Below are 22,270 nucleotides of genomic sequence, written 5' to 3'. Positions count from 1 at the left end.
TCCAATAAAATGAAATAGTCCACCCGAATAAAAAACGGGTGGACTCCCTGTTTATTCGGCAACCTGTCAACCGTAGCGCCGTCCGCGCCTTAGGCCATGGCTTTGCGTCCCTGCGTTTCCGCAGGTTTGCCTTTATCTGTTTTTACTGAAATAAATTCATTTTCTGCTCACAGTTCACTTTAAATGAAAATATTGTTTTTTTCACCGAAAAATAGGCGAAAAGATTCATGCGCGATACCGAAAACTAGGCGGATGGATTGATGCGCGATTCCGAAATTTCAAAAAAATAATGCGGTAAAACGAAAAAATATCGCTTAAAACCGCAATTTTCAATCAGGAAGTAAAGAGTTTATGAACATTCGATAGGTATTATGATGGTAATATATTTTAGGAAAATCTTATCTTAAAAAATCATTAAGCCGGATTACACTGCGTTTTAATGAACTTTACAAATTTACCGAAAATAAAATGATATTGATATAATTTTTCTAGTCTGTCGTTTTTTTGAAGATAGACCGCAAAAACCGGTGCAAGCCTTGTGCTGATTTTCCGACCAGCAATCAGCCTTTTTCATTGCGGCATAAAAAGACCTGCCCGGCTCAGGGGCGCAGGGCTCAACATTTGAACCAGGGCGGCCGGGGTCTTTTGAACAGGTACTGCGGCTGTCCCTTTGTCACCGGGCACATGCCATTCTCTTCGAAACGCCTGTATCGCAGCGATGTTGTCCCGCTTGGCGGCTTCATTCTTTTTGACGCAAAAAAAAGCAAGCAGGCGGAAAAAACCTGCTTGCCATAAGAGCGGCAGTGCGCAACTTACATCGTCTTTGACAGCCCGATCGTCCGCTCGATGATGATGAGCGCGATCACAGAGACCGCAATGAAGATGACGGAAATCGCATTGACGCTCGGATCAAATGTCTGTTCAATATAGCTGAACGTCCTGACCGGAACGGATGTGACTGCCGGAGAAGAGACGAACAGACTGATAGAAATCTCTCCAAACGACGTCACGGCGGAAAATACGGCGCCTGCTACCATTCCCGGTTTGATCAGGGGCAGAGTCACCCTAAAAAAGGTTTGAACAGGACCTGCTCCGAGGTTCATTGACGCAAGCTCAAGCTTCGGATCTAAATTCGATACGCTGACGCCGACCGTCCGTACGACGTACGGGAGACTGATCAGCATATGCCCGATCACCAGCCCCGTCATGGTTCCGTTTATCCCCATCATCGTAAATAAATAAAGAAGAGCCACTCCCAGCACGATTTGGGGAATCATCAGCGGTGAGAGTATAAAAGATTGAATGGCGTTTTTCCCCGGAAACCGCAGCCTTGCCAAAGCATAGGATGCAGCGGTTCCAACGATGACCGTCATCGGCGTCACAATCACGAGCAAAATCCCGCTGACCCAAAGCGATTCCATCCATTCCGGACTGCTGAAAATCCCTTCAAACCAACGAAGCGAAAAATCCGTCGGCGGGAACGTCGGATACTCTGACGGACTGAATGCCGACAGAACAATCACGCATACAGGCAGCGTCAAAAAAAGATAAACGACAAGGCCGGCTGTCCACACGCATATATCAATCCACTTTCCTGAAGACTTGCGGCGGAATCTTTGACTAGCCATTCATTCTCGCCTCCCAGCGCTTGAGAATCATTCCGAGAAGGCCGACGATCAAACATACAGCGGCCAATAAAGTAAAGGACATGGCAGCAGCAAGCGGCAAATTAAACACTTGCAGCACCTGCTGGTAGATCGAGAGCGGCAGCAGGGGCTGCATTCGTCCTCCAACCAATAGAGGCGTAATATAGCTGCCGGCGGCAAGAGAAAACACGATGACCGCCCCGGTGATCATACCGGGAAGCGAGAGCGGCAGCGTAATGCAAAAAAATGTCCGCAGCCTTCCCGCGCCGAGACTCATTGAAGCATGCTTCACATTCGGACTGATATCGCTCAAAGAAGTCGCGATCGGCAAAACGGCAAACGGCAGCATCACCTGAACGTATGCAATGATGACCGCGTTCATATTCCACAACAGCGGGAGCGGCTTTTCGATCATATTCATGCTGATCAGCGTCTCATTGACAAGCCCGTTTTGCGAAAGAAGCACAATCCACGAAAACGTCCGGATGACGACGCTGGTCAACAGAGGCGAAACGAGCAAAATATAAAATAATGCACGCCATTTGCGGTTTGGCGCGTGAACGAGCAAATAAGCCGCCGGATACGCCATCAAAAGGCACAGGACGGTTGTTTTTAATGCCGTCCAAAGCGTAGTGCCGATCGTCTTCAGGTAGACGTCTGATGTAAACACCTCAATATATTGTGAAAAGCTGTACGTTTCCAGCGTATTCATCATCGCGTCGACGTCCCTGAAGCTTAAGATCAGCAAAAGAATAAACGGAAATACGAGAAACACACCGAGAAACAAAAGAGCCGGAAGCAGCAAAAACCAATGAAACCGCTTCTGATGGTCAGCCGCCATTTTCATCACCCTTTATTTCAAGAGGCACGAGGTCTTCCGGCTTCCACGAAATATAAACCCTGTCCCCCGGCTTCGGCAGCTCAGGAAACTGCGGATCCGGGGCCTCAATGACCAGCTCTCCCTTTGCAAAAGCCGCCTTCAGCCGAAGGGCGTTTCCGATATAGCTGACATCAGTCAGTATCACATGCTGCACATTCACCCGGGCTTCCGGCTTATCAAGGGAAACCGAAATCCGCTCGGGGCGCAGCATAAATAATACGGAGGAATAGGGCTTCTTTACAACACTCCGGCCGACCTCAAACAAAAGCGGAACACCTTCCCGCACTTCAAAGCCTGAAGCCCCATAACGATACCCGCCCGTCGGCTCCCCCGTATCCTCAGCCCGTGCTTCAATAAGATTGACCTGTCCGATGAATTCTGCGACAAACCGGTTGGCCGGTGTACGGTATACGTCAAGAGGGGTTCCAAGCTGCTGAAGTTTTCCATCGCCGAGAATCCCGACTCTGTCAGACAGGCTTAAAGCCTCCTCTTGATCGTGTGTCACCAGAATCGTTGTGATGCCGACGCGTTTTTGAATGCGTCGCAGTTCAAACTGCATGTCTTTTCGAAGCTTTGCATCCAGATTGCTTAACGGCTCATCAAGCAGCAAAACAGAAGGCTGAACCGCCAAAGCGCGGGCGATCGCCACCCGTTGGCGCTGACCTCCGCTAAGCTGGTGCGGCATCCGTTTTGCATACTGTTCGAGCCTCACCAAAGAAAGGCTTTCCATCACCCTCTCTTTAAGCCTCCGGCGCGGCACCTTTTGAACCTTTAAACCGTATGCGACATTTTCAAACACATTCAAATGCGGAAATAATGCATAATCTTGAAAAACCATTCCGCAGTTTCGATGATAAGGCGGCAAATCAGTTACGTCCTGTCCCCCTATAGAAATAAGTCCGGAGGTCGGTTTCAGAAATCCGGCTATAATATTAAGGAGAGTGGACTTTCCGCAGCCGCTCGGGCCAAGGAGAGAGAAAAACTCCCCTTCCCTGACTTCAAGCTGTACGTCTTCCAATGCGATGTTGTTCCCGAAATGCCGGCTGACATGCTGTATCTGAATCGCGCTCATGATTGTCACCTATTTCCCGCCAAGTACTTGATTCCAGCGATTTGTCCAATTGCTTAATTCCGCCGCTGCTGTTTCATAGTCGACCCATTTTAGATTTTTGTAATAATCTTCGCCGACTTTGACTTTGCCTTTCAGCTTGTCGCTGTATTTCACTTTTTTATTGGTCATGCCGTAAAATGTCCTGTCAGAAAAATCACTTTGGACATTCGGACTGATCAAATGGTTTAACAGCTTGTACGCATTCTCTTGATTAGGGCTCCCTTTCATCACAGCCCAGCTGGCAAGGGCTGCGACCGCACCTTCCTCAGGATAGGCAAATCCAAGGTCTAAACCGGAATCCTCAAGTGAAAAAGCCCGCCCGTCCCAAAACGGCACAACCCATGCATCGCCGCGCTCGAGAAGCGTCTGAATCGATCCCGGGTTATCGGGAAATGCCGTCACATTTTTCTTCAAATCCGCTAAACTGTTAAACGCTTTATCTACGTCTTTTTTATTGGATTCCAAGCCGCCTTGCGCATTAATTAACCCGGCAAAGAACTGAAGCCCGGCCGAATATGTCGGAGAAGAGATGGCGACATGCCCCCTGTAGCTGGAGTTCCAAAGATCCGTCCACCGCTTCGGCTCCTGGGGAACGAGATCTTTGCGGTAGGCGATCCCAAGCTGCCCCATGCTGAAGCCGGCTGCATACTGCTCGCCTCCTTCAGTGAATCGTTTTTGAACGGTGTGATACAAATCCTTTACATTTGGAACCTTCTTTTCATCGATCGGCTGCAACAGTCCTGCCGTTTGAGCTCTTTGAATCGTATCCGGCTGCAAAATCAAAAGGTCGTACGGCGGATTCTTCCCATTGGACGCTTTGACCTTTGTAAACCACTCAGAGTCCGTCCCAGAGACGACTTTAACTTTCAGACCGGTATCTTTTTCAAACGATTCGATGCTCGGCTTGATATGTTTTTCCCAATCGCCGCCATACACACCGATCACAACGGTATCGGACTTTTTGCCGCCCTGGCCGCCGCCCCCGCATGCCGAAAGAAGAAGCATACTGATAAGAGACAGAATAAACAAAGCAGATATTTTTCTTTTCATTGTTTCCTCTCCATTTTCGCATTATTTTTGCCTGGTCAGTTTCTCAAAGACGGCTCTGACAGCCTCTTTACTGATCGGGCCACAGTCTTCTTTTGAAACATAATCGTGCACGAGATGTTTAACATGCGATCTTTGATTTGCCGGAAGCTTTCGCAGCAATCTGGCGAGGGCGGAGCTGGCTTCTTCAGTCCAGCGGCGTTCATATTCCTCTCTCGCCTTCCCAAAGTCCCAAGGCTTTCTGGCTTTGGCGGCTTTTTCTTTTCTGATTTGATCCGTTTTTTCGCGATCAACGCTGAGGCTTCCGTCATCATGCCTCTCCAGCATGACGCCGTATTCTTGCAGAGCGGCTTCCTCGCTCAGCAGCTCTTCTTCAACTTCTTTCAGAACGAGGTCGGCATCCCTGCTGAACGGATCGCCCCATCCCCCGCCGCCGGGAGAATGAAGGCTGACGATGTCTCCTTGCTCCAGCTTCAAAACATCGATCTTCGGCATCGATTTTTCGTGCGGCAGATCCGGATGAAGACGGACACGTCCCAGCGCCCCCGCCCTTCCGCCGGCAAGGCCCCAAGGCTGAAAACGCAGGCGCTCCATTCCCCTTGCGGTAACAATCGACTCCGGCGCCGCCGCTTCAAAATCGAGACCGATCGCGTGGCCGCCGCGGTGCAGGCCCGCTCCGGCGGTGTCCTTGATAAGCTCATAACGGTGAACATAAATATCAATATGCTGTTCAAGGCTTTCGATCGGCGTGTTTTTTAAAAATCCGGATGCATGATCGATTCCGTCCGCACCGTCCATATCATGCTGTCCGCCTCCTCCGCCGCCCATCGGCTCGACCACCGCCATCTTCCTGCCGCCCGAAGATTCGTCGGGAACAGACAAAACGACGATCGCCGACTGTCCGGCGCCCGCTGCGGGAACGGCTTCAGGAAGCGCTTTGGCAAGCGCGCCAAGCACGGCATTATACAGCCTCATGGTGATCGAATGGCGTATGCCGACCGCCGCCGGATATTCCGGATGAACGAGCGTTCCTTTCGGCGCAATTACTTCAATCGGCCTCGTAAGCCCGCCGTTAACCGGAATAAACGGATCTTCACTGATGATAAAATTAATCAGACCTTGGAATAAAAATGAATGTTTTGATCCATTTGTAACGAGGTTAAAAGCCGTCTGTACCTGCGGATCGCAGTCCGAAAAATCAAGTGTGATCCTTCCGGCGGCGACTTTTGCCGAAACGGCAAGCCGTATCGGTACGTCAGAGATCATGTCATCATCAAGATAATCCGAAAAACTGTACGTTCCGTCCGGAATGCGGCCGATAACTTGAGCGGCTCTCATCGACGCCTGTTCGAGCAGGTCGTCCATTCCCTGCCGGACGGCTGCTTTTCCAAACTTCCCGATCATCGCCTTCAAGCGGCTTTCGCCTGTATTGACTGCCGCAATCATCGCATTGATGTCTCCTTCATTTAAATCTGGAACCCTGCTGTTGGCCCGGAGTATTCGCAATATTTCACGATTTTCCCGGCCCGCTTTGTAAACCTTCACAGGGGGTATTCTCAGCCCTTCCTGATGGATGTCCGTCGCCGTTGGCGAAATGCTGGCCGGCACCATTCCCCCCACATCGCTGCAATGGACGAAAGCCCATGCATAGCTGATGATCTCCCCGTCGATAAAAATCGGTTTAAAAACGTGAATATCAGGCAGGTGAGTCGCCAACCCGTCGGTTGAGTAAGGGTCGTTCGTGATGACGATGTCACCGGGTTCAAACGGGCCGCTTTCTTCAATTGTCAACTTTAGCGACAGCCCTAAAAAAATCGTCACGCCAACCGTCTTCGGATAAACGAAAAATTCTCCTTCAGGGGTTGCCAATGCGGTCGCAAAATCAGCAGATTCCTTCACAAACGTCGTAAACGAGGTCCGCTCGATGACATGGCCCATTCCAGAAGCGATAGCGTTAAAATAGCTTCTCATCATTTCCAGCCGTGCAGGATCTGTACGCATTACCGTCCGCTCTCCTTCCGTTCGATGATCAGGTTGCCCGCCTGATCTGCAGTGCCTTGCCAATTTGGCAGAATCAGCGTCGTTGTGTCATCCTGCTCAATAACGGCGGGGCCGTCGACCTTATGTCCGCACTGCAGGCTGCGGCGGTCAAAAACATCCGCCAGATGCGTTCTCCCTTTTATCACGATCGTTTTTCGGCCTGAAGCTTGCACATGCGAGCCGGCAGGCCGGCTGATTTTTTTCATCGGCGGCTTCGGCGTCCTTCCTATGATCCTGACGCGCATATTCATCAGTTCGATGCTTGTATTTTCGTCGCTGTGTCCGTATTGGCGGTCATGGAGCAAATGGAAGGATTCCGCGATTTCCCCGGCGCTGCTTGCTTCGAGCCATTCCGGCGAAACCGGCAGTTCGATCTCATATGCCTGTCCCTTATAACGGGCGTCTAGCAGGAACAAAAGAGAGGCGCCTGCGAGCGTCTTCACACGCTGTTCATCAAGCCATTTTTCGGCTTGCTTCGAAAGCTTTGCAAACTCCTCTTTTAATTCGGTCATCGTCACTTCTTCAAGCAGCACCTGTCTTGAAAAGACGGCATCATAGACAAAATCTGCGGTCAATGCCCCTAAGGCGGAAAGCGTTCCCGGACTCGGAGGAATCAGCACGTTCTTTGCCTGAATTTCCTCTGCGAGAAAATTCGCCGTCACAGGTCCTGCTCCCCCAAACGCCAGCAGGGTGAATTCCCGGGGATCAAACCCCCGCTGCTCCATCACGCTGCTTAATTCTGTGTACATATTGGCTACAGCCACCTGAATCATTTGGTCAGCAGCCCCGCGCACATCAGTGTCCAAATAATTTGCGATCGGCAGGAGCGCCTCTTCTGATTTTTCGCGGTAAAGCTTCATGTTTCCCGAAGCAAACCGGCCGGGATTCAAATAGTCGCAAACGAGAAATGCATCTGTAAGCGCGGCCTTTTTTCCCTTTCCATAGCAGGCCGGTCCCGGATCTGAGCCGACCGATTCCGGCCCGACCTTCAGGAGGCCCCCTTTATCAATCCAGGCAAAGGAACCGCCGCCCGCTCCAATCGAATACATCGCAACAGACGGGATGGTGACGGGAAAGCCCGAAATCTGGTTCGACTGCGTCAACGCCGCTTTTCCTTCTTCAACGATCGAAATATCGGCGCTTGTTCCTCCGACATCAAAGGTGATCACATTTCGCGTGCAAGCTGATTCCGCAGCACGGATCGCTCCGATGACCCCTGCGGCCGGCCCGGAAAACAGGGTTTTGACAGGCGCTTTTGCAGCCGTTTCAATGTCCATTAATCCGCCGTTCGACTGGGTGATAAATGGGGCCGCCGGAATTTCAGCCGAGGCGAGTCTCTCGTTCAGCGTGTCAAAGTAGTGTCGTACATTGGGCTTTATGTATAAATTTGCGACAGCCATAACCGTTCGCTCATACTCTCTCATTTGCGGCCACAATTCAGATGACGTGACCACTTCAAGCTCAGGAGCTTTCAGTTTGATTCGCTCAGCTGCCTGATGTTCGTGCAAAGGATTGCGGTAGCTGTGCAAAAATGATACAACGATGCCTTCCAAGCCTTCTGCCAAAGCTTTTTCGACCGCATGATCAACCTCTTCCAAATGGAGCGGAATTTTTTCTGATCCGTCGTGAAGCATTCTTTCTTTAATTGGAAATACGTATTTGCGGGGAATGAGCGGCTCCGGCATGCGCGACCTGAAATCGTACGGAATCGGAAGACGCAGGCGCTGAAGTGAGAGAATATCGCGAAATCCCTCGGTCACAAACAAAGCGATGCGCGCCCCTTTTCGCTGCAGCAGCGTATTCAAGCCTATCGTCATGCCATGGACAAAATAATGAATCTGTGAGGGATGAATCTTCTTCTCCTTTAAAAGGGCTAAACCATTTAGGATGCCCCTGGCCGGGTCGTCGGGGACTGTCGGCGTCTTGACCGCGGTCAGGCTCCCATCCTGGGGATTTAACAAAGAAAGATCGGTAAAAGTTCCTCCAATATCGATTCCAAGGCGGTATCCATCTTCATTCAAAGCCGTATCCTCCCTTTACTAGACAATTTTCGACAAAAATCCCTCAATTTCTAAAATATGTGACTATAATATTAATAAAGTGAAGGAAAGTAGTCAAATTCCTTTTTTTCATTTTTCCAAGTCTTTTTTCTTTTAAGATAGCATAAGAACCTAATTCTAATCGTGTTGTTCACAGTATTTCACATTTTTACCGAATGAAAAACTTCTTTCCCTGAGCGTCATTGGACTTCAAAATAACTAGGCATAACGACTTCCCGGGTCAAATATCAGGACAATAGAACCGAAAATAAGTAATCTAAAGGATTCATTTCCATAAAAATTCAGGATTTATTCACCATCTGCGTGATGCAAAGTGGTAAACTCATCACAAAAGGATTGAGAAAGGGCATGAAGCATGAAAGTCTATGAAGCAAATTCTCTATTAGCGGCTATGAAGAAGCGGCTGGAAGAGTACAAAAGTTTTAGAGAAGGACTTGTCAGCTTGAAACACGCTTTTCAAGGTGTTGCAGATTTGGATGACGAATTTCAAGGAAAAGGCGCGGACAACATCAAAGCGTTTTACAGCGGCCAAGCCGGGATCGTCGACGACTGGCTCGATCTGGTCGACATGCAGATCCAGTTTTTGAATGGCGTATCAGGTGCCATGGCGGATGCCAGGCTTTCCTCCGGGACATTTGTCGACATGGAATTTCTTGAGAACCAGCTCATTCTTGCCTGCACGAATTCCAAAACGATGGTGTCGGAACAGAAAAAAGAGCTTACAGGCATTTTAGAGAAAATCGATGATTTAATTACCTTGCATACCTTTTCGGCGTCTGAGTTCGAACAGCATATACACGCTGCTCACAAGGTGCTTACAGATACAATTCAAGCGGTCCATGATCTTGACCGGCTTCTCATGAAGGAATACGAAGCATCCGAGATCGCACAGCAGCTGATCAAAAAAGACCACGCCGCATTAATCGGCGCAACCGGCAAAGGAAAAAGCGCAGCACCCATCCTCTACAACCCAAAGGCTTATCAGGAAACGGAAGCCTATCGACTGAAAAAAGACATCCATAAACGGGCCGAAAACTATATCAAAATAAAAAAAGACGAGGCAAAGGCCCGGACGACGGCAAACATACATGAAGAGCCCGCTAATGGGACAACGGGATAAAACATTCATACGCTCCATATTACAGCTCCGCAGATCAGCGGAGTTTTTTTCTTGTTACCCTCTGTCAAACCGGGCCGTTATATCCGATATGTTAAATACACCGGAAATTCAGGGAGGATTGATATTTATGGAAAAACGGCTTAAGGTGAAATTGGGGACAAAAATCAATCTTCTCGTTCTCACCGTCATCCTTATATTCTCGGCTGTGCTGGGGATTTTTATCGTAGCGGATCTTTCGAAAAATCTGGAGAAGATGGCAACGGAAAAAGCCAGAAGCGATTTAAATCTCAGTTACCGTTATTTGAACGAAACGCTTCAAGGTGATTGGGAAATAAAAGGAGACAAGCTTTACTAAGGCGCAACCCTTATCAACGGCAATGAAGAGATCGTTGACAAAATCGGAAAAGACACCGAAGATACGGTCACCATCTTCCAAAACGATACACGCGTCTCTACAAATGTGATGAAAGACGGAAAACGGGCTGTCGGAACCCAAGTGTCGGCAGAGGTTGCAGACGTCGTTCTGAAAGAAGGAAAAAATTATTACGGAAAGGCTGAAGTCGCAGGAAAACTGTTTCAAACCGCTTATATGCCGATCAAGGACCGGGAGGGGCACATCATCGGCATCTTCTATACAGGAGCCAGCCAGGAGCTGATCACAAGCACTCTTCAATCCTTTTTGGGGATTTTCGCTATAGCCCTCGGCATTTCAGTCGCGATCTCCATTCTGCTTGTCATCCTGTTTACCAAAAGGATCAACAGACGGCTTAAAAAGCTGACGCACGCATTTGAACAGGCAGGCCAAGGCGATTTAACGTCCGAACTCGAAGACCTTTCAACCGACGAACTCGGTGATTTATCAAACCATTTTAATCAAATGAACACCAATTTAAATCATTTGATGAAGAACTTTTCACAATCATCGCACAAGGTGGCGGCAGCATCCGATCAGCTGACGTGTGGCGCTGAGGAAACGAGCAAGGCTTCAGAAAAAATCACGGAAGCCATTCAGCAAGTCGCAAGTTCGTCTGAAATGCAGACTTCCGGAATCCTCAGCAGCGAGCAGGCGATCGAGGAAGTGTCGGGAGACATTCAAAAAATTTCCGAAAACGCACGGGTGCTCTCGGAAAAAAGTCAATACGCGAAAGATAAGGCGCGGCAGGGAGGAAAGGACATTTCTGAAACGATGCAGCAAATCCACACGATGCATCAATCCGTCCATGAGAGCGGTGAAATTATTGAACTGCTGAACACCAGGTCAAATGAAATCGGCAGCATTTCCAACGCGATTACCCAAATCGCTGATCAAACCAACCTGCTCGCTTTAAATGCCTCAATCGAAGCAGCAAGAGCAGGGGAACACGGAAAAGGATTTGCAGTCGTGGCCGATGAAGTCCGAAAGCTTGCAGAAGAGTCCCAGCACTCGGCAAGCCAAATTTCCCATCTTATATCAGGAATTCAGTCGGAAATTGTGAGCACAACCGATTCGATACAAGGAGTAAAAGAGGAAGCGGTTAACGGCGTGAAAATGATCGAAAGAAACAAAAAGACATTTGAAGAGATTGTCGGCATAATGGAGGAGTTCAGCAGCAGAATCGATGAGCTGTCATCTTCCGCACAGCACATATCCGGAAACATCCAGGGCATTATGTCGTCGTTTGCCGATATTTCAAAAGAAGTCAGGGAAACCTCCGAACATTCCCGGCAAGTCGCAGGTCTTACGGAAGAACAATTTGCCGCGATGGAAGAGGTGACAGCCTCTGCAAACGAGCTTGCAAAATTGGCCGATGATCTGCACCGCCTTATCGGAGAAGTGAAGATGAAATAAACCGAAGCTGCCGGTCATGAAGTGACCCCCAAAAGTTAGACAGCTTATTTTCTCAAGTAACATGACTGGCATGAATCCGGTATTGTACTGGGCTCATGCCTTTTAATTTTGCCTTGATCCGTTTGTGATTATAGTAATCGATATATGTTACGAGCTCTTGTTTAAAATGCTCGATGCTTTGAAATTCGTTGAAATGGATAAACTCTGATTTTAAAATACCAAAGAAACTTTCAATGACCGCGTTATCGTAACAGTTTCCCTTACGAGACATACTTTGAATAATATTTCGTTCCTTTAGGGCGTGGCGATACTGTTTCATTTGATAGTGCCAGCCCTGATCGGAGTGAATCAACAGATTTTCTTTATCTGTCAGCTGTTCAAATGATTTTTCCAACATCTCGGATACCAATGAATACGTTGGCCTGGATCCAATTGTATAAGCAATGATTTCGCCATTAAATAAATCAAGCATTGGCGATAAATAGAGCTTCTCCCCAAATAATTTAAATTCCGTGATATCTGTTACCCATTTCATCTTCGGCTTTTCCGCCTTGAAATTCCGCTCTAGCCTGTTTGGTGCCACCGTGCCGGTTTCTCCTTTATACGAACGGTATTTTTTCATCCGTACGAGACATTTCAACCCCAGTTCCTTCATGAGGCGATATATTTTTTTATGATTCATTTGATATCCCCGGTTTTTAAGCTCGTCGCGTATCCGGCGGTACCCGTAACGGCCTTTATGTTCATGATAAATCGATTGAATCAGTGTTTTTAATTTGGCATCTTTGTCTGGAAGACCGAAGGTTTTGACCCAGTAATAATACGTACTGCGCGGAATTCCAGCCAGTTTAAGCAGGGCTTTTACCGGAAATTCAGTCCTTAGTTCAAATACTACTTGGGCCTTTTCTTGTTTTGTAATTTTTCCTTGTTTTGAACTAAGGTATTCAACTTTTTTAAGTAGGCATTCTCCATTCGCAGACGTTCAATTTCAGCCTGCATGGCTTCCACTGATCCTTCTTGCGGTGTTTGTTTCTTCGTTCTTTTTTGATTTTTCTTTGTCATTGACGGCCGCCCCTTTTTCATCGGTTTTAGGGCATCGATTCCTCCGGTTTCGAACAGTTTCTGCCATTGAGCCACCGTAGAAGGTGCTTGAATATTGAAGATGGCGGCTGTTTCACGGATCGACGTCCCATTTTCGATCATATAGTGAAGTACCTTCAGTTTATCTTCTACAGAATAGGTTGTATAGAGTTTTTGAAACGCACTTTCTCCATGGTAATGGTATTTGCGAATCCATACCTGAAACACACCTGACGAAACACCGATCTCTCTGGCGATTGTTTTATGCCCTTCCCTACCCGCAAGATACCTTTTGACCGCTTGTATTTTTTCCTCAGCTGTAAATTTAGCCATAAAAAACTGCACCTCCGATTGTTAGATGGTGTCTAACAATTGGGGTGCAGTTCATCAACCGGCAGCTTTATTTGATTGTACATTGAGAAAAATATTCACGCAGCTTCCGGGTATCCTGGTTACTGTCGGCAAGGCCGATGTACCCGTCCGGCCGGACAAGGTAGAGGGCGTCCTTCAGAAGCCCCGCCTTATGGCAGGCCCGGCTCCACTGAAATTCGCGCAGGGCCAGTTTAAGATTTTTAGCCGTTTCACGCAATCCCTCACTCGCCTTGCCATATATGTGAATCTGCCAGTCGGCGGTTTTTAGAGGCGCAAAGTTGTCTATCTCTTCAACCCATGGCAAACGATCCCCTCCGTGAAGCTTTCCGGCCTTTCCCATACTCAAAAAACTGTCCCGATAATGTATGCGGATTTGCGATACGGTGTTGAATGCAGCCTTTTTCACCGGCCGAAACCCGAGGAGAAACGGCGCAGCATAAGGCATCAGCACGGTCCGGACAAGCCTTCCGGCGGGATGTCGGCCGATGATCGCCTGAAAGGCCTTGTCTGTCGTGTTTACGAGCAGCCTGGCAAAAGCAATCCGTTCCGTTTCATAGCTGTCCAAAACGGCTTCACCGGCCCGTCTGTGAAACACCGAGGCCAGCTTCCAGGCTAAATTAACGGCGTCACCGATGCCTGTATTCATTCCCTGGCCGCCGACCGGACTATGAATATGGCCCGCATCCCCCAAAATAAAAATGCGTCCTTTGCGGAATTTTTCAGCCACCCGATGATGAACGCGGTATGTTGAAAACCAGTTCACACCGTGCACCTTGACTTTCAGCAGCCTTTCTATGAAAGGAGCAATATCTTCAAATGCAACCCTTCCCCGGCCTTCCTGAACGGACGGCACGATCCCGATGAACCGGTTCAATCCAGTGTTCCTGACGGGGAAAACGATACAAAATTCATCTTCACCAAGGCACACATTCAAATCTGTAGTTGAAGCAGCTTCGCCCGACGCTTCCGCATCGGCAACATAAAAGGTATGATCATACGTGCCTCCCTGAAAATCCAAGCCGCGCCGAACGGTGCTGTGTGCGCCGTCGCACCCCAACAGATAAGAGGTCTCAACGATTTCCGTCTGATCTTTTTTCTTTAGCTCCACCGCAACATACCCGCCTTTATCAACAAAAGAAACGAGTTCTGTCTCCCATTCGACTCCGATTCCTTCCGCTTTAAGCTTTTCAAGCAGAAAGCGTTCGTGTTCATCCTGCGGAAAACTGAGTGCAAAAGGATAAGGGCTTAAACCTTCCCCGATATCCCCAAGCTTGAAATGCCCTTTTTCTTTCCCCTTCCTGCGAATGTGGACCCGGTTGACCGTGATGCCTTTTTTGACCGCTTCATCGGCAATATCAAGCTGGCGGTAAAATTCAAGCGTGCGGGCATGAACAACCATAGCCCGGGACGTCCGGCCCGGTCCTGAATTCTTATCGATGATGCGAAACGGCACACCCTGCCTTGCAAGACAGAGCGCGAGCACCAATCCCGTCGGTCCTGCTCCGATGATCAAAATTGAATTCATTGGCGACCATCCCTTTTGATTACAGATTTTCTTTTATCACCAGCCCGGGAGACAGGTTGGACTCCAGATCGGCGATGATATCCACGGCGCTATTATACGGAGGATCAATCTGCAGCATTTTGCGCAAAACGGCTTTCATCCCTGCGGAAATACAAAGCTCCTCTTCCCAGCTTTTTTCTTCCTTTGTCTTTGGTATATACCCTGAATACAGAAGAAAAAGCGCAAAATGCCCCAACGCGTAAAAATCGCTTTTTACCGAAACCGACCGCATCAGCTTTTTCTCCGGATGCCGGTAAACCGTCTCCCCGGCCTCAGTCAAGCTGCAGGCAAGCCCGTAATCGATGATGCGGATGCCTTCTTTCGATTCAAGAATATTTGGGATTCTCAGGTCGCGGTGAATCATCCCGCGGGCATGAATAGAAGAAACGATTCGAAGCACCTCAAGCAATACCAAGACAGTTTCCCGTTCATCGAAGATGCGTCCTTCATCAAAAATCAAATCTTCAAACGTTTTTCCGTCTATATATTCCATCACGATAAAGCACTTCCGTCCGCTGTCGAGCACATCATACAAGCGGGGCGCAGCTGGAGAGCCCAGTGTTCGCAGAATCTCCGCTTCCCTGTCAAAGGACTTTCGGCCGTCGGATGTCCAGGACTTTGTTCTTCGCAGCTGCTTGACGACACAAGGTCCGGACCCGTCAAGCCTTTCGGCAAGATATGTGATGCCGTAGCTTCCCATCCCGAGAACATCTTTGATTCGATATTGTCCGGAGATCTCCGTCCCTTTACTTAACGGGCGGTCAAACACCCATCTCAGGATCGTTTTCACGTCAGATCAGCTGCTGTAAAAACGATGATGCTTTCGTTTATAGTGATGGTGCCCATGGCCCTTTTTCCGATAATCGCTGCTGCTGTATTTTTTGTATGGGCGCTTTCCGTAATCGCTGCTGCTGTATCGGCGGTAACCGCCGTTTTTCAATGAATTCAACAATTTGCGTAGCAATTCAATCACTCCTTATCCGGTTATTTTATAACATTCGTTCAGCAAACTTTTCTATAGGGGGTTTTCTTCGTTATGAGAAAATTAGATTTTTCATTTTAAATACCTTCTTTTCTCTTAAAGAAATTTTGAATTCAACGGGGATTGTGTCAACATTAATAAATTTCAGAATAGAAAAACGCACTTGTCCGTCCTTTATTTTTGGTGATCTTCAGGATCATATTGCTGCAGAGGCGAAAAAAGGCGCTGACTCCGTCCAGCGCCCATTCCTTACAGCTTCTCTCCGTTTGACCTAATCACGTCTTGATACCAATAAAAGCTTTTCTTTTTGATCCGTTTTAAATCCCTGACGTTTTCTTCATCGCGGTTCACGTAGACAAATCCATATCTCTTTTGATATCCGTTGAGCCAGCTCAATAAATCGGTAAACGACCAGCTGCAGTAGCCGATTAACTCGACTCCGTCGTTCACCGCCTGTTTGCACTGTTCCAGATGTGCGCGTAAATACGCGATTCTGTAGTCGTCCTGAATCGTGCCGTCTTGCTCAACCTTGTCAAATTCGCCCAGTCCGTTTTCCGTAATAAAAACAGGCAGCTTGTAGCGGCTTGATATCCTGCGCAGACCGATTCTGAGACCGATTGGATCAGTGGCCCAGTCCCAATTGGACGTCTCTACATGAGGATTTCTTTTTGTCTTATATAAACCCGGAATACCCGTTTCCTGATTGCTGCCTTTTTGACCTGTAGTGTTCATTTTCCCTTCTGACACACCGTCAAGAGGATTCATTTCATAAGTGATCGTCTGATAGTAGTTCACTCCGACAAAATCCGGTCTGCCTTTCGCCAGCAGCTCAAAATCCCCGTCCTTGACCGTCGGCGCCCATCCTTTTTCCTTCAAATATTGAAAAGGAATATCCGGGTATGTTCCCCGGCAGTACACGTCAAGCCACCAATGATTCGTTAATTCCTCGGCGTTTTCGAAAGCGAGGATATCGCCCGGACGGCTGGACAGCGGATATGCCGGCGAATAGGCAAAGCTGGGCCCGATTTTTCCGTCCGGAACGTATCGGCGGAACGAATCGATCGCCTTGGCATTAGCTAAAAACGCGTTATGATTCGCTTCATAAAACCGCTTTCTGTCCTTGACTCCCGGAGGGTGCATGGCCGTGATAAAACCATGGTTAAAGTTGTAATTTTGTTCATTGAGGGATACCCAATATTTCACCCTGTCCCCATAACGCTTGTAGAGCGTCACACAATATGCGTCAAAGTCTTCGATGATCCGTCTGGATTCGAACCCCCCGTACTCTTCCATTAAAGCCTGGGGAAGATCCCAATGATAAAGCGTTAAAACAGGCTCGATACCGTGAGCCAGCAATTCGTCAATAAGCCTGTCATAAAACCCTAAACCCGCTTCATTGACCTCTCCCCTGCCTTGAGGAAAAATCCTGGGCCAGCTTACCGAGAATCGGTATGCTTTCAATCCCATTTCAGCCATCAAAGCAACATCTTCTGTAAACCGGTGATAATGGTCAACCGCAATATCTCCGTTGCTGCCTTTAAACGTTTTTCCCGGAATTTTCGTGAATACGTCCCAAACCGAGGCGCCTTTGCCGTCCTCGTTCCAGGCTCCTTCCACTTGATAGGCGGCAGAAGCCGATCCCCATAAGAAATGTTTTGGAAATGATTTCAGATCCTGATGAATCATAATGGTTTCACTCCTGTTTCGATGTTTGCACTTTATCATATCTTATGAAACGCGTTTCACATCAAACATCTTCTGAAAACAATTCGGCAAGAAGCTTTTCGCGGTGCTGGAGGAAATATTTCGTTAACGTGTAGTGATCGGTATTCTCATAGCTTACTTCAGAGATGGCGTCACCGTCGAAGCTGAAAATCTCCGCATCCGGATAACCCAATAATATCGGGGAGTGGGAAGCGATGATGAACTGGGCTTCGTTATTGCGGGTCAAATCATGGATGATTTTTAAGAAAGCGAGCTGCCTCGCCGGTGATAGAGCGGCTTCAGGCTCATCGAGAAGGTAAATTCCTCTTTCGTTGAAGCGGTGCTTGAAAAGCGACAAAAAAGATTCGCCGTGAGACTGCTCGTGAAGGGACCGGCCTCCGTAATGGATGAAGCCCGTATTATCCACCTCTTCAAGATGAGTCGCAAAGTGATAGAAGGATTCCGCACGCAGAAAAAAACCGTTCGTTATTTTCGGGAGCCAGGAAAGTCTGAGATAGTCACCCAGGGAAGACTCCGATGCATGCACTTCATATGTATTATTCCTTCCCCCGCCGGCCGTGTTAAATTCGCATTTATCCGCAATCGCTTCAAGCAGCGTCGATTTTCCCGAGCCGTTTTCCCCGACAAAAAAAGTAACGCTTTTCTGAAATGTCAATTCTCTTAAATGTTTAATAGCCGGAATAGAAAAAGGATATTTTGAATCGTGAGGAATTTTTTCTTGAAGCAATGTCAGCTTTTTTAAAAACATAGGCATCACCCGCTTGAACTTTTACCATAACTGTATCATGTCTTCTATCAAAACGAAAAAAGAGGTTTGCGCCTTCAAGCACAAACCTCATCCATTCATATTTTGCGCCGCTGCGAGCGCTCTGCCGCATAAACCGGTCGGCAGGCACATCGGCTTCTGGTCGACGGGGCTTTTCATGATGCAGCACTCAAGTCCAAAAACGTCGCGAAACAAGGATGGTGTAAACACTTCTTCAGGCGCTCCTGCGCTGTATACCTTGCCGTCCAATATGCTGATTAAATAATCGGCGTATTGGGAAGCCTGGTTCAAATCGTGCAATACCATCACAATCGTGCGGCCATGATCGCGGTTCAAATGTTTTAACAGCTCCAAAACTTCTATTTGATGGGCAATATCCAAAAATGTCGTAGGTTCATCAAGCAAAAGCAAGTCCGTACCTTGCGCCAAAGACATTGAAATCCAAGCTCTTTGCCTTTGTCCGCCGGAAAGGGCGTCAAGCGTCCGACTTCGCAGCTCCGCCATCCCCGTCGCTTCTAAAGCCCAATCAACCATTTCATGGTCTTCTTTTGTATGCCTGGAAAGCAGTTTTTTATGAGGGTGTCTTCCGAAATAGCACAGCTCCTCAACAGTAAGCCCTTCCGGTGCTTGAGGCGATTGGGGCAAAATCGCCATTTTTTTCGCTATCTCTTTTGACGGCTGCCGGTGAATCTCTTTTCCGTCCAAATAAACAGAGCCGCTTTCAGGCGCCATGATCCTTGCAAGAGATTTCAATATGGTGGATTTTCCGCATCCGTTTGAGCCGATCAGAACGCTGATCTTGCCCTCCGGAATTTCCAAGTCAATCTCATTGATGATTGTCGATGTATCGTAAGAAAGGGTCAGCTTTTGCGCCGATAGTTTCACCTTCATCATCCTCCACTCACTTTTTTGCAGATTCAGCTTTTAATAAATATAGAAAATATGGAGCCCCTATGATGGCGGTCAATATGCCGGCCGGTATTTCCACAGGCGGCATCAATCCTCTGCCAATGCTGTCGGCTGCCAGGAGGATAATCGAACCCGCAAGCCCTGAAGCGGGAAGCAGATATTTTGATTTTGTCCCGACAAGCCTTCTGGCAATGTGCGGAGCGATTAAACCGACAAATCCGATTGAACCGACAACTGCAACACAGCTGCCGGCAAGGCCGACAGCGACGAATATTAACATAAACCTGAGGCGCGCCGACCGTTCTCCCAAACCGTCGACAAGCTCATCACCGAGCGACATTAAATCAAGCTTGGCCGCTAGGAGAAAGAGAATGGGCAAAAATAATACAAGCCATGGAGCAAGGAGCTTGATCTCATCCCAGCTCCTCCCCCACAGACTCCCGGTGACCCAAATGAGGGCGGCATTCACATCCCCGGGGAACTTGACCATCATATATTGCATGCCGGCGTGGCAGATCGCACCCAATGCGATACCGACTAACGCGATCGTCGACGGCCTGGCATTTTTTTTGCGTACGAATACCATTAACAATACAGCAACAAGACCCGCCCCGGCAAATGCGGACAGAGGCAGGACAATGAGAGGCGCCGCAGGAAAAATCAGAATGACGACCATCGCCGACAAGCTGGCGCCCTTTGTTATTCCAATGACATCAGGTGATGCAAGCGGATTTCTGATCACTCCCTGCAAAATCGCACCGGATACTCCGAGACCTGCTCCGGCAAGCACTGCCAGAATCACCCTTGCAAGCCGGTATTTCTGAATAATGAATTGATAGTCGCTGCTGATTCCAAACAAATTTTTGATCACATCGCCCGGTGCAATATAAAGCGCCCCGAAGCCTATGCTGATGATGACGCAGACGAGCATAACAAGAAAAAGAAGAATGACGATCATAAAAGGATGTTTGATATGAAGACTCTTTTTCATCTTGCATTCCTCTCTTTCCTCGCCAAATATAAGAAAAACGGGGTTCCGAGTATGGCGGTCACGATGCCGACCGGAGATTCATACGGAAATGCGATCCACCTTGCAAGCACATCAGCGTAGACGAGCAGGAGAGCTCCGAACAATGCGGAAAACGGGATGACGAATTTATAGTTCTCGCCAACCAGCTTTCGGACGATATGCGGAACAATCAGGCCGACAAACCCGATCGGGCCGGCAACGGCAACAGAAGATCCGGCCAAAATAAGAATGACCAGGCTGACGAGCATTTTGATCGCTTTTGTATTTTGCCCAAGCCCCTTTGCCGTTTCTTCTCCTAATCCAAGAATCGAAACCGCTCCCGAGCATATGACGGCGAGCCCGACGCCGACAAGCGCAAACGGCAATATGACCGTTACATCTTTCCAGTTGCTCCCGTCAATCGCACCGGTCATCCAGTACAGGACATCACCCGCTGATTCGTTCAGGATGATGATCCCCTGTGTGAATGAAGATAGAAAAAGGTGGACCGCCATGCCGGTCAGTGCAAGCTTAACCGGCGTCATTCCCCCTGAGGAAGAAAAAGAATAGACGATCAAGCCTCCTGCTGCCGCACCGACGAGAGCAAATCCGACGGAGGAAAAAGCGTTCAAATGGGGAAACAGCACAATCGACGCTACCACCGCCAATGATGCTCCCGCATTCACCCCGAACAGCTGCGGGGATGCAAGCGGATTTCTCGTCATTGCCTGCATCAAAGCTCCTGCTACCGCCAGATTGGCCCCGACAAAGACGGCGATGAGCGTCCTCGGGAGGCGGAGAGTCGTGATAATCAGCTGTTCCTTTGAGTGGTCCCACACTACAAGCGATTTCAAGGCATTGGCAAAGCTGATATGAGACGCCCCCACAGACAGGTTTAAACCGATGCCTAAAATAAATAAAATGAAAGCCGTTATCAAAATAAAAAGTCTGTTTGCTGAAACATTCAAATGGCCCACTTCCTTACAGAACCCTGTTGATAAAACAAGAAGAAGCAAGGAATGACTCCCGCTTCTTTTTGGTTTTGATTATTTGCCGTACACTTTTTGGATCAGGTCTTTTGACAGCTTTTCGCTTGAGCTGATTCCGCGGAATCTTGTCCAAAGATCGCGATCGGCGTCATATACTTGGCCGTTCTTCACCGCTTTAAGGTTTTTCCAGATCGGATTGCTTTTCCAGTCATCAACAATCGTATGTCCTTCGTTGCTTGATACGAAAAGAATATCCGGGTTGATTTCGCTCAATTGCTCCAGGCTGACATCTTTATACGCCTCTTTGGATTGCAGCGCGTGCTTGAACCCGAGAATTCTCATAATCTCTCCGTCATATGAGGATGATGTGTGGACGTTAAAAGAGTCGGTCCGGGCAACACCAAGCAGAATCGTGCGATTTTCTTTTTTCGGCAGTTTGCTTTTCAGGCTGTTCATTTGCTTCTGATGGTCTGCCAGGTCTTGTTTCCCCTCTTTTTCCTTATTAAGGGCTTTGGCGATCGTTTGAAATCCGTCAATTGTTTCCTGGTAAGTTGCCTCTCTGCTTTTCAGTACAATCGTAGGCGCGATGCCTTTTAGATCGCGGTACACGTTTTTGTGCCGTTCAGCATCGGCTATGATTAAATCGGGCTTTAGAGAACTGATGATTTCCAAATTCGGCTCGCTGCGGGTGCCGACAGAGGTATATTCAATCGGTTCGCCAACAAGCTTTTCAATCATATCTTTTTTCTTGTCGTCTGCTATTCCAACGGGTTTCACACCCAATTTTGTCACTGCATCAACAAACGAATTCTCCAAAACGACAACCCTTTTGGGCGTACCGCTGATATGGGCTGTCCCAAGTTCATGCTTTATTTCTCTTCCTTCTCCTTGCGATGCTCCGCTGTTTTCTTTTTGGCCGGAGGAGCATCCGGATGCGATGATCAGCATCAACGCTAAAACGCCGAAAAGTACGGTTAATTTCCTGCTGTATTTCAACATCATTCTCTTCCTTTTCCGATTAATTTAAAATGAGAATCATTATCATATATAAAAAATATCTAATTTTTAAATAAAAATCTAGGTTTTTTTAATAAAAAAATTAAATTTAAAGCATTTTTCAAACAAGAAAATATAACCGGGCA

Annotated in this window: 16 protein-coding genes, 2 pseudogenes and 1 riboswitch; of the genes and pseudogenes, 2 read left to right on the top strand and 16 right to left on the bottom strand. The window is 48.1% G+C overall.

Annotation, left to right across the window (positions count from 1 at the left end):
- Positions 1-54 precede the first annotated feature (54 nt).
- A riboswitch (cyclic di-GMP riboswitch) is annotated at positions 55-141 on the bottom strand.
- Positions 142-812: 671 nt separating this feature from the next.
- The 6 genes and pseudogenes from MHB78_RS02630 to MHB78_RS02605 form a co-directional block, all read right to left on the bottom strand.
- Positions 813-1,628 carry an ABC transporter permease gene (locus MHB78_RS02630; protein ID WP_046132361.1) on the bottom strand — a complete coding sequence of 272 codons (816 nt, stop codon included), beginning with the start codon at positions 1,626-1,628 and terminating at the stop codon, positions 813-815.
- Entirely contained in the window at positions 1,621-2,487 is an 867-nt protein-coding gene (locus MHB78_RS02625; protein ID WP_082094158.1) for an ABC transporter permease, read from the bottom strand. Before MHB78_RS02625 ends, MHB78_RS02630 begins: the two co-directional genes overlap by 8 nt.
- Positions 2,477-3,598 (bottom strand): ABC transporter ATP-binding protein, encoded by a 1,122-nt coding sequence (locus MHB78_RS02620; protein ID WP_046132367.1) that lies wholly within the window; start codon positions 3,596-3,598, stop codon positions 2,477-2,479. The genes MHB78_RS02625 and MHB78_RS02620 overlap by 11 nt, the downstream gene beginning before the upstream one ends.
- A gap of 9 nt (positions 3,599-3,607) precedes the next feature.
- Positions 3,608-4,687, bottom strand: a complete 1,080-nt coding sequence (locus MHB78_RS02615; protein WP_046132363.1) for an ABC transporter substrate-binding protein — start codon at positions 4,685-4,687, stop codon at positions 3,608-3,610.
- Positions 4,684-6,685 (bottom strand): annotated as a pseudogene (locus MHB78_RS02610) (hydantoinase B/oxoprolinase family protein). Before MHB78_RS02610 ends, MHB78_RS02615 begins: the two are co-directional and overlap by 4 nt.
- Positions 6,685-8,745 (bottom strand): hydantoinase/oxoprolinase family protein, encoded by a 2,061-nt coding sequence (locus MHB78_RS02605; protein WP_046132365.1) that lies wholly within the window; start codon positions 8,743-8,745, stop codon positions 6,685-6,687. The pseudogene MHB78_RS02610 and the gene MHB78_RS02605 overlap by 1 nt, the downstream one beginning before the upstream one ends.
- A gap of 394 nt (positions 8,746-9,139) precedes the next feature.
- Here MHB78_RS02605 and MHB78_RS02600 point away from each other — a divergent pair, with 394 nt between their 5' ends.
- Positions 9,140-9,904 (top strand): LXG domain-containing protein, encoded by a 765-nt coding sequence (locus tag MHB78_RS02600; RefSeq protein WP_046132366.1) that lies wholly within the window; start codon positions 9,140-9,142, stop codon positions 9,902-9,904.
- A gap of 127 nt (positions 9,905-10,031) precedes the next feature.
- Positions 10,032-11,732: pseudogene (locus MHB78_RS02595) on the top strand (methyl-accepting chemotaxis protein).
- Between the two features lie 52 nt (positions 11,733-11,784).
- Here MHB78_RS02595 and MHB78_RS02590 read toward each other — a convergent pair.
- The 10 genes from MHB78_RS02590 to MHB78_RS02545 all read right to left on the bottom strand — a co-directional run bounded on the left by MHB78_RS02590 (position 11,785) and on the right by MHB78_RS02545 (position 22,127).
- Positions 11,785-13,145 (bottom strand): IS3 family transposase gene (locus MHB78_RS02590; RefSeq protein WP_099047013.1). Its coding sequence is split into 2 segments (ribosomal slippage): positions 11,785-12,674 and positions 12,674-13,145, totalling 1,362 coding nucleotides; the frame shifts between segments, so codons are not numbered across the junction.
- Positions 13,146-13,212: 67 nt separating this feature from the next.
- Complete coding sequence (locus MHB78_RS02585) at positions 13,213-14,709, bottom strand: FAD-dependent monooxygenase (RefSeq protein ID WP_046132505.1); 1,497 nt, start codon at positions 14,707-14,709, stop codon at positions 13,213-13,215.
- 19 nt (positions 14,710-14,728) lie between these two features.
- Positions 14,729-15,538 carry a serine/threonine-protein kinase gene (locus MHB78_RS02580; RefSeq protein WP_046132506.1) on the bottom strand — a complete coding sequence of 270 codons (810 nt, stop codon included), beginning with the start codon at positions 15,536-15,538 and terminating at the stop codon, positions 14,729-14,731.
- Positions 15,539-15,544: 6 nt separating this feature from the next.
- On the bottom strand, positions 15,545-15,712 hold the full coding sequence (locus MHB78_RS02575; protein WP_164918135.1) for a hypothetical protein: 168 nt from the start codon (positions 15,710-15,712) through the stop codon (positions 15,545-15,547).
- Between the two features lie 267 nt (positions 15,713-15,979).
- Complete coding sequence (locus tag MHB78_RS02570; RefSeq protein ID WP_046130913.1) at positions 15,980-17,416, bottom strand: family 1 glycosylhydrolase; 1,437 nt, start codon at positions 17,414-17,416, stop codon at positions 15,980-15,982.
- Positions 17,417-17,477: 61 nt separating this feature from the next.
- Positions 17,478-18,203: an AAA family ATPase gene (locus tag MHB78_RS02565; RefSeq protein WP_046130912.1), complete on the bottom strand. Its 726-nt coding sequence runs from the start codon at positions 18,201-18,203 to the stop codon at positions 17,478-17,480.
- Between the two features lie 87 nt (positions 18,204-18,290).
- Positions 18,291-19,112 (bottom strand): ABC transporter ATP-binding protein, encoded by an 822-nt coding sequence (locus MHB78_RS02560; protein WP_046130911.1) that lies wholly within the window; start codon positions 19,110-19,112, stop codon positions 18,291-18,293.
- Between the two features lie 10 nt (positions 19,113-19,122).
- Positions 19,123-20,121: an iron chelate uptake ABC transporter family permease subunit gene (locus MHB78_RS02555; protein WP_046130910.1), complete on the bottom strand. Its 999-nt coding sequence runs from the start codon at positions 20,119-20,121 to the stop codon at positions 19,123-19,125.
- Positions 20,118-21,116: an iron ABC transporter permease gene (locus MHB78_RS02550; protein WP_099047088.1), complete on the bottom strand. Its 999-nt coding sequence runs from the start codon at positions 21,114-21,116 to the stop codon at positions 20,118-20,120. Before MHB78_RS02550 ends, MHB78_RS02555 begins: the two co-directional genes overlap by 4 nt.
- Before the next feature lie 69 nt (positions 21,117-21,185).
- Positions 21,186-22,127: a Fe(3+) dicitrate ABC transporter substrate-binding protein gene (locus tag MHB78_RS02545; protein WP_046130908.1), complete on the bottom strand. Its 942-nt coding sequence runs from the start codon at positions 22,125-22,127 to the stop codon at positions 21,186-21,188.
- Between the last annotated feature and the right edge of the window lie 143 nt (positions 22,128-22,270).

It is taken from the genome of Bacillus sp. FSL K6-0138, from assembly GCF_037982765.1.
GTDB classification, from domain to species: domain Bacteria; phylum Bacillota; class Bacilli; order Bacillales; family Bacillaceae; genus Bacillus; species Bacillus glycinifermentans.
The sequence above is the reverse complement of the archived record's forward strand: the minus strand, read 5'-3'. Positions and strand labels throughout refer to the sequence as shown.

Bases quoted from the DNA above. Each gene is read 5' to 3' on its own strand.
- MHB78_RS02630 (WP_046132361.1), bottom strand. From the start codon at position 1,628: ATGGCTAGTCAAAGATTCCGCCGCAAGTCTTCAGGAAAGTGGATTGAT.
- MHB78_RS02625 (WP_082094158.1), bottom strand. From the start codon at position 2,487: ATGGCGGCTGACCATCAGAAGCGGTTTCATTGGTTTTTGCTGCTTCCG.
- MHB78_RS02620 (WP_046132367.1), bottom strand. From the start codon at position 3,598: ATGAGCGCGATTCAGATACAGCATGTCAGCCGGCATTTCGGGAACAAC.
- MHB78_RS02615 (WP_046132363.1), bottom strand. From the start codon at position 4,687: ATGAAAAGAAAAATATCTGCTTTGTTTATTCTGTCTCTTATCAGTATG.
- MHB78_RS02600 (WP_046132366.1), top strand. From the start codon at position 9,140: ATGAAAGTCTATGAAGCAAATTCTCTATTAGCGGCTATGAAGAAGCGG.
- MHB78_RS02585 (WP_046132505.1), bottom strand. From the start codon at position 14,709: ATGAATTCAATTTTGATCATCGGAGCAGGACCGACGGGATTGGTGCTC.
- MHB78_RS02570 (WP_046130913.1), bottom strand. From the start codon at position 17,416: ATGATTCATCAGGATCTGAAATCATTTCCAAAACATTTCTTATGGGGA.
- MHB78_RS02565 (WP_046130912.1), bottom strand. From the start codon at position 18,203: ATGTTTTTAAAAAAGCTGACATTGCTTCAAGAAAAAATTCCTCACGAT.
- MHB78_RS02560 (WP_046130911.1), bottom strand. From the start codon at position 19,112: ATGAAGGTGAAACTATCGGCGCAAAAGCTGACCCTTTCTTACGATACA.
- MHB78_RS02555 (WP_046130910.1), bottom strand. From the start codon at position 20,121: ATGAAAAAGAGTCTTCATATCAAACATCCTTTTATGATCGTCATTCTT.
- MHB78_RS02545 (WP_046130908.1), bottom strand. From the start codon at position 22,127: ATGTTGAAATACAGCAGGAAATTAACCGTACTTTTCGGCGTTTTAGCG.